We start from the raw sequence: 8,173 nt of genomic DNA, 5'->3' as shown, positions 1-8,173 counted from the left end.
CCCGTTTTTTACAATTGTTTGCTCGATTGGGGTGATAACTGGGTTCGCTTTTGTTAATTTAATTTATTTCTTGGGCGGGTTCGCGCGCGACTGGCCACTGCGAAATGAAAAGAAGCTTACTTCAGTTTTAAAGAAACCCCGCCCATGGCGCCCAGGTAGATACCCTGGTAATTATCATCTCCTGCTTTTTCGCTCCACATAAAATGATTCACCAGCTCCATTCCCTTGCCTGATGCCATATCGAAGCAGGTGTAATTGATGGTTGGCCCGCCGAAAATCTCCAGCCTGTTCCCGATCCTGAATGAAGGGAATACGCGTATAGAAGACCGGTAGAAAAATCCCTTCTTGAAATCATCCAGCGCCGCAGAAGCAACTTCCGCGTTGATCCTGAAATAGTCAGACACCTGGAAACGCCCGCCGATAGCGCCTTCCAGCGCATACAGTGTTTTACTCAACTTACGGTTGTAACCTGCGCCCAGAAAGCCGTACAGTTGTTTACTGCCTGATTCGAAACCTCCGATCACTGTGCCCATTTCATCTATCGATACACGAACAGCCATTTCGCCATTCTTCACAATATTCACAAGACCGATCGGTGCATGGTTGCTTTCTGAAATATTGATCACACCCACCTGTATGCCCTTTACTTTCCCGGCTATATTGATAAAGCCAGCTACCTGCGTGTTGACATCCTTTCCGATATTGGCAAAACCAGCCACCTGTGTATGCACATTCTTTGAAATATTGGTGAATCCTGCAATCTGCAACTTTCCACCTTCACCTGAAGAAAGATTGGAAAATCCTGCCAGTTGAACACCCTTCGCATTTTTTGACCTGTTCAGGAAACCCGCCATCTGCAAGCCTTCCGACTGATTCAGGATATTCATGAAACCTGCCAGCTGATCACCAGAAGATTTGCCACCCACGTGATTGGAAAAGCCCGCAATCATAAAGCCTTTTGCATTTCCGAAAACTATATTGGAGAGCCCTGCGAATGCAAAGCCGGTTTCATTCTTTGAAACACCGAACAATGAATGAAAAGAGAATTTATTGGTGGAGGCAGTTGCATTCACTCCCCTGGTGCTCACCGGAAATGCAAGCCCGATATTAATTCCGGTGTCAATTTTGACTGAACCAACTTCTGACTGCGCCTGTACACTGCCGGTCATCAGTAATAACAATACCATGCATACGGCCTTCCATGCCGGAATGCCGGTTGTGTAATTAACCCTCATGTTGTAAGTATTTGGAAATATGACAACATGGGATTGCGTTACCCCTATCTGTTCTGAAATTTTTAGTTTTCCCTGGTCACCACTATTTCGTTCTCTTTAGCGGCAAGCCTGATGTTCATTTCGTCCATAAGCTCAATGATGGAGAGATAGAGATCCTGGCGGGTAGCATTGAAATCCGCAACGGGCACAGGTGCCGTGAAGAATTCAACCTGCACGATAAAATTATTCTTCACGATATCGGAGAGAATTACTGAAGAGCTTTCCACCTGGTCTTTACGCAACTGAAGCAACTGTTGTATTCGCAGGATCAGTTGCTGTATTGTTTCCCTGGATGTTTCTGCTGTGAGTTCAAGCTGCAGAAAAGCCCTTCGTTGTGTGCGTAACGACAGATTATCCATCACACTGTCTACCATCTGTTTATTGGGCATAGTAACATAGGTCTTCTGATCAGTCCGGATGCGCGTGCTGCGCAGTCCGATCTTTTCAACAGTACCCGTGATGGAATTCACTTTCACAATATCACCGAGCATGAAAGGTTTGTCAATGAAGATAATGAAACTGGCAATCAGGTTTTCAAGGCTTTCCCTGGTGGCGAGTGCGATGGCGGCACCACCGATACTCAGGGCAGTGATCAGGTTGGTGATAGGATAACTGAATGCAAATTTCAGCACCATCAGCAATCCCACTATTACCAGCATCACTTTGAAAAAATCCTTGAAGAATACTACCAGCTGGTTATCCTGCTGATCATGCGATTGCTCTGCTTTCTGGTGAAGGATCATCGCGATGAAATCAATGATGCGCAGCAGCAGCCAGATGAAAGTGATGATAACAACAATCACTGCAATGCCATCGATCAGGCTATGCAGGGAAACCTTGTATACTTTGATATTGAGTACTTCGGGGAAATTAAGTTTATCGAGGGAGATGATGCTGACAACCAGGAGGAGAAAGGTTTCCAGCGGGGACACTACCAGGTTTACGAAGCTGGGCTTATCAATTCCTTTCGCGATTTTTTTCACGATGCGGAAGAGCAGGCCTGCAATATATCGGCTCATGATTCTTTTCAGGAACAGTACCAGCAGGATGGTTCCCGCCACCATCAAATAGCTTCTGATCGAATTATCTAAAATGACTGTATCCAGAAAATTGTACATGCGTCAAAGTTACGTGATTCAACACAGTGATCACCTGTAGGAATAGATCTCCAGCTGGCGATCGCGCAGGAGATAGATATTTGTTTGCGTTATCTTGATCTTTTTAGCGTCCTGCATTTCTACCGGGATACGGTACTGCTGGAGATTGAGTGTGCCTGGCTCGTATTTGTACAGAAGGTTGGCGTCCCGTCCGAGGATGGTATTCCCGATCACGGCAAAGTCAGTCCAGTCGAGGAACCTGATCCTGTTTTTGAAAGTGCCGTAATAATCAAAGATGTAAGCGCCTTTTTGCGGATCATAGAGGTACACCAGTTTATTCTGATCTACAATGAAGCTGGGAGATGGCGTTGAGTCGAAGAGCTGGCGGAAATCTGCGGACTGATCGATGGTCCTTCCGTCTTCGCCGATACGTTTCAGTTTACTTTCCAGTTCATCGTACACCCAGATATTATTATCGTAGGATTGACCGATGGACTTTACCTGGAAGAGTTGCATCCTGCGCAGGTCAAGCGTTCCGCGGGCATTCAGGAACCTGTCCAGTATCACGATGGTGCCGTAATCCTTGAAATGCAGCAATACTTTCAATGGATTGCTTACGTCAATGAAATTGATCTTACCGTACTGACGTACATTATTGAAAACAGCGAGAGAATCGCCATTTGGTTTCAGTTTTTTCAACTGTCCGGTTAATCCCACTACATAAATATTACCGAGATTATCCACGTTGAAATCAGTAAACTCTCCGGCAATGATGCGATCTACTTTGAACGCAGTATCGTTGCCCTGTTGAATACCTACAGTCTGTGCTTCCGTTGCAAGCACGGAGCAGAGGAGAGTAAAAACCGCTATGAATAATGATCTCATCATATTATTTCTTACGGATGATCTTGCTTTCCAGTTCAGGGTAACGGGTGATCAGGTGCATATCCTTTCCATCGAATTCTGCATAGGTGTAATACCTGATCCAGTCGCCCAGATTGATATAACGGCTTTTGCCTTCATTCAGTGTGTAATCGATGGGCAGGTGCCGGTGGCCGAATACAAGATAATCATAGAATTTCTTCTGCAGTTCTTCCTTGCAGTAAGTGATCAGCCATTCGCCTTCTTCGCCCAGGAATACGGCGTCTGAATGACCTGTAACGGCCCTGCTTCTGCGGCTGCTGTAATTGGCGATGCCCATTCCGATATACGGAGGCAGGATGCCGAAAAGCCAGCGGGAGATGGGATTCCGGAATACTTTCTTCAAAAATTTATAGCCATGGTCTCCGGGGCCGAGGCCATCTCCGTGACCAATGAGGAATTGTTTGCCATTGAACTCAAATTCCTTTGGTTCAAAGTATACGGGAATATTAAGTTCTTTTTGAAAATAATCTGTCATCCACATATCGTGGTTGCCTACAAAGAAGTAGATGGGGATGCCGGCATCAGTAAGCTCTGCAAGTTTGCCCATCAGTCTTACATATCCTTTGGGTACTACGGTGCGGTACTCATACCAGAAATCAAACATATCGCCCACGATGAAGATGGCTGCTGCACTGTTACGCACTTCTTCCAGGAAAGCCACGATCAGTTTTTCGCGTTCCAGGCTGGCAGCGGGATTGGGCGCTCCGAGGTGGAAGTCGGAGAGAAAATATACTTTCTTATCGGGGGGTAACTGCATGCAAAAATTCGTCTGTGTTTTGGTCTAACCTTTGTTTTTCCAGTAGGCAAGCGCATCTCCGTTGGGGATCAGGACCTTTCCTGTTACATCGCGGTTGTACCAGTAGATCCAGGCTGTAATGAGGCTGTTATTATGTTTCACATCAACGGTCTCGCGGCGGAACAGCGGCACTTCTCCGGGCTCTACCAGGAATCCTTCATAGTCGTCGAGCTGCTTGATGGCAAAGGAGAATTCATCTGTATGATTCACTTTATACAACTCACCGTTGATCAGGGCTGGCGCTGAGGCAGGCACTGCGCCCGGGTATTCACCAAGGTCATAGATATTTCCGTTGGTGGCGGCAGGCGATATCAATGTAAAGTAACGGCTCACGTAAGTGTAGGCAGGATGATGAAATCCGCTCAAGAGGGATCCATATACAAAGAGATGATGGACTTGCTGGTTCATAGATGTAATGGTTTATGGCTACTGATCCACCAAAAATACATACACTTCTTTCGGTCCGTGCACTCCAACCACCAATGTTTTTTCAATATCGGCGGTACGGCTGGGGCCGGTTGCAAAAGTTACCAGTGATGGGAAATCCGGACCATATTTATCTTTCACCAGCTGGATGCCATCTTTCACATCATACACCAGTTGGTTGGTACGGGCAATGCAGATATGCACAGGTGCATATACGCTGATGGAGCGGCCGCTTGGGCCCGCCGCACTCATCACAATACTGCCGGTTCTTGCAATCAGGGCTTCACAGGTGGTGATGGCCGCATCGCAGGTGGCTACCGAATCATAAGGAGCAGGCTCAAAGCCGTTACCTGACAGTGTTTTCACCAGTTGCGTTTCCTGGTTGTAGATATGCTGCCAGTTATTATGTGCTATTACAGCCTGCAGTTGCAAGGCCAGCTCCTGCCAGCTTAGACAGAAGATGAATTTACCGGTGAGCTTGGTGAACTGTTCTGCAAACTCAACTTCCAGTTCCTGCCTGGAAGGATGGTATACAGAGCTATTGCCCTCGCTTTGTGGAAAAGGAAGAGGCGTTGATTGGGTCAACGCCTTCCTTATTTTCTTTAAAATATTCTCTTTTGATGATGAAACGTTCATGACTGCTGTCCGGGTTCTTTACTCTCAATAGGGTGGTTGGTAACATTGCTGTCATAAGGAGGGACGCCTTCGCTGATGGCTCCGTTTTCGGAGTGATGAGCGGGGTCTCCGTCAACATCCAATGTTTTCTTATCACCGTACGGACGTTTTCCGATCAGGTTCTCTACATCACTCTGGAAGAGTACTTCTTTTTCGAGGAGTGCTTCCGCCAGTTTCTCAACTTCAACTTTCTTTTCAGTCAGGAGCTCTTTGGTTTTCGCATAACCGAGGTCGATGAGTTTTCTTACTTCTTCATCGATCAGTTTGGAAGTTTCTTCAGAGTATGGCTTGGTGAAAGAATTTTCGGCCGCGGGATCATAGAAGCTCACGTTACCTACTTTTTCATTCATACCATATACAGTGATCATGGAGTAAGCGATGCGCGTTACCTGCTGAAGATCGTTCTGCGCGCCGGTTGAGATCTTACCGAAGAAGATCTCTTCACTTGCGCGGCCACCGAGGGTCATGCAGATCTGATCCATCAGCTGATCTGTATTGTACAGGTATTGTTCTTTCGGTGTGTATTGTGCGTAACCCAGGGCAGCAACACCGCGTGGCACGATGGTAACTTTCAGCAGTGGGTAAGCGTGCTCCAGGAACCAGCCGCAGATAGCGTGACCTGCTTCGTGGTAAGCGATGATCTTTTTCTCTTCGGGAGAAATGATCTTGTTCTTTTTCTCGAGGCCACCGATCACACGGTCAACTGCATCCTGGAAATCTTCCATTTCAACAGCCTGCTTTCCTTTACGGGCGGCGATGAGGGCAGCTTCGTTACAGATATTGGCGATGTCTGCGCCGGCAAAGCCTGGTGTTTGTTCAGCCAGTTTATGGATATCAACTTTTTCAGAGATCTTGATTGGCTTCAGGTGCACTTTGAAGATATGCTCACGGCCTTTCAGATCTGGTTTATCGATAGAGATCTGACGGTCGAAACGGCCTGGGCGGAGCAGGGCTGTATCCAGTACATCCGGGCGGTTGGTGGCAGCCAGTACGATGATGCCTGATTCTCCGCTGAAGCCATCCATTTCAACCAGGAGCTGGTTGAGGGTGCTTTCGCGTTCATCGTTGCTCATCATGGCGTTCTTACCACGGGCGCGGCCGATGGCATCGATCTCATCTATGAATATGATACAGGGGGCTTTTTCACGTGCCTGTTTGAAGAGGTCACGTACACGGCTGGCGCCCACGCCCACAAAGAGTTCAACAAAGTCGGAACCACTCATGGAGAAGAAGGGAACCTGCGCTTCGCCCGCCATTGCTTTTGCGAGGAGGGTTTTACCGGTACCTGGAGGGCCTACCAGCAGGGCGCCTTTGGGGATCTTACCACCAAGGGCGGTGTACTTCTTCGGGTTCTTAAGGAAATCAACGATTTCCATCACTTCCACCTTGGCTTCATCGAGGCCTGCAACGTCTGCGAAAGTGATATTTACTTTAGTTCCTTTATCGAAGAGGGTAGCCTTTGATTTTCCGATGTTGAAGATACCGCCGGGGCCGCTTCCGCCACCTGCACCGCCGCCCATTTTACGCATGAGCATGATCCAGATGAGGATGATCACTACCAGCGGGAGGAGCAGCTGGATCAGGGATCCGAACCATTCACCTTCCTTGGTGATCTTATTAACGATCTGAGGCTCGCCGGGATTCTTTTCAAAATATTCGGTCAGTTTTTTATCGAAATCTTCGGGTTTGATGACTTCAAATTCAAACTGGGGGCCTTTTTCGAGGTTTGCTTTGGAAACGTTGGGGAGGTCTTTGGTGTGCTTTCCTACACTATCTTTCTTAAGATAAACACGTACCAGGTTCTTATTGGTAACAGTGATAACGCGGTCTACGTCACCCTGTTTCAGCATTTTGAAGAACTCGAGCTGGTTGATCTGTTTAGTGTCCGGGGTAAGGGATCCGAAGAGTTGGAAACCTACGAGCACAGCAAAGATGATAGCCCAGACCCAATAGATATTGAACTTAGGGCCTTTACGTTGTCCGTTGCCATCATCCCTGGGGCGCATGCGCGGAGGGAAATTTCTTTCGTTCTGTCTTGACTCGTCTGACATATTATAAGTTGTGTCTCTTGTTTTCTGATTAATAATTATAAGACAAAATTGTTCAAAAACCAACCCGATCACTGGAAAACTCTTTATTGATTCCAGCGATCATAACCGGATCCCTATCAGACGCAAGTGTCAGGAATGCTCTTCTCCCGCAGCGTCACTCCACATTTCCTCCAGCTTGTAAAACTTACGGGTTTCAGACTGCATAACGTGTACTACCACATTTACATAGTCAGTGATCACCCACTGAGCGGTCTGGCGACCTTCATGATGGAACGGAACTTCGCCTAATTTCTCTTTAACGTGATATTCAACAAAATCGGCGATAGCCTTTACCTGGGTGGTACTGCTGGCCTCACAGATTATGAAAAAATCAGCAACTGCTTCGGGAATTTTACGGAGATCAAGGGAGATGATATTTTCCCCTTTTTTTTCCTGAATGGCGTGAATGATAGCTTTGATGATCTTTGAGCTCTTTGTTAACCTTGCTACACTCTTACTTTTAGCACGGGTAGCTAACATTGAAAGTTGTTCCAATAATCGTTACTTTTTGTTTTATCAATTTTTATCGCTAATACCTTTAACAGCGCAGGCACCGGAAACGTTCACTGGGAATGCCTATTTTCGTTGTTGCCAAAAATAGTAATCTTTTGTCACATCCTGCTATCTTACACGCTATTGGTCAGCCTTTGACGATACTTCCTTCGGTTGACAGTACCAACAACTATGCCATGGCAAGGGCCACTGAGGGCGTTGCCGGGCACGGATCTGCCTGGTTTGCAATGGAACAGACCGCTGGAAAAGGCCAGCGCGGCCGCCAGTGGCTGGCCAATCCCGGGGAGAACATCATGCTCAGCACTGTAATACAACCGGGGGAACTGCCTTTTCACCAGCAGTTTTTCCTCTCCGCCGCCATGGCCCTCGCCTGTTATG

General features: G+C 47.2%; 9 protein-coding genes. 1 reads left to right on the top strand and 8 read right to left on the bottom strand.

The window, feature by feature from the left end:
* Positions 1-116 precede the first annotated feature (116 nt).
* The 8 genes from ACTHMC_RS22525 to rsfS form a co-directional block, all read right to left on the bottom strand.
* Positions 117-1,235 carry a hypothetical protein gene (locus ACTHMC_RS22525; RefSeq protein ID WP_440416613.1) on the bottom strand — a complete coding sequence of 373 codons (1,119 nt, stop codon included), beginning with the start codon at positions 1,233-1,235 and terminating at the stop codon, positions 117-119.
* A gap of 62 nt (positions 1,236-1,297) precedes the next feature.
* Positions 1,298-2,392, bottom strand: a complete 1,095-nt coding sequence (locus ACTHMC_RS22520; protein WP_440416611.1) for a mechanosensitive ion channel family protein — start codon at positions 2,390-2,392, stop codon at positions 1,298-1,300.
* A 30-nt stretch (positions 2,393-2,422) separates the two neighbouring features.
* Positions 2,423-3,259, bottom strand: coding sequence for a hypothetical protein (locus ACTHMC_RS22515; protein ID WP_440416610.1), 837 nt, complete (start codon positions 3,257-3,259; stop codon positions 2,423-2,425).
* A 1-nt stretch (position 3,260) separates the two neighbouring features.
* Positions 3,261-4,052, bottom strand: a complete 792-nt coding sequence (locus ACTHMC_RS22510) for a UDP-2,3-diacylglucosamine diphosphatase (protein ID WP_440416608.1) — start codon at positions 4,050-4,052, stop codon at positions 3,261-3,263.
* A 24-nt stretch (positions 4,053-4,076) separates the two neighbouring features.
* Entirely contained in the window at positions 4,077-4,499 is a 423-nt protein-coding gene (locus ACTHMC_RS22505; RefSeq protein ID WP_440416606.1) for a gamma-glutamylcyclotransferase family protein, read from the bottom strand.
* Positions 4,500-4,517: 18 nt separating this feature from the next.
* Positions 4,518-5,153, bottom strand: a complete 636-nt coding sequence (locus ACTHMC_RS22500) for a LutC/YkgG family protein (RefSeq protein ID WP_440416604.1) — start codon at positions 5,151-5,153, stop codon at positions 4,518-4,520.
* Positions 5,150-7,243 (bottom strand): ATP-dependent zinc metalloprotease FtsH, encoded by a 2,094-nt coding sequence (gene ftsH, locus ACTHMC_RS22495; protein ID WP_440416602.1) that lies wholly within the window; start codon positions 7,241-7,243, stop codon positions 5,150-5,152. Before ftsH ends, ACTHMC_RS22500 begins: the two co-directional genes overlap by 4 nt.
* Positions 7,244-7,372: 129 nt before the next feature.
* Entirely contained in the window at positions 7,373-7,762 is a 390-nt protein-coding gene (gene rsfS / locus ACTHMC_RS22490; RefSeq protein WP_440416600.1) for a ribosome silencing factor, read from the bottom strand.
* A 128-nt stretch (positions 7,763-7,890) separates the two neighbouring features.
* On the opposite strand from rsfS, the gene ACTHMC_RS22485 reads away from it, so the two are divergent.
* Positions 7,891-8,173: biotin--[acetyl-CoA-carboxylase] ligase (locus tag ACTHMC_RS22485; protein WP_440416599.1), on the top strand; the 283-nt coding region annotated here is incomplete at its 3' end.

This window comes from Pseudobacter sp., assembly GCF_051955275.1.
Taxonomy (GTDB): domain Bacteria; phylum Bacteroidota; class Bacteroidia; order Chitinophagales; family Chitinophagaceae; genus Pseudobacter.
Note: the sequence above shows the minus strand (reverse complement) of the source record. Positions and strands in the feature narration are given on the sequence as shown.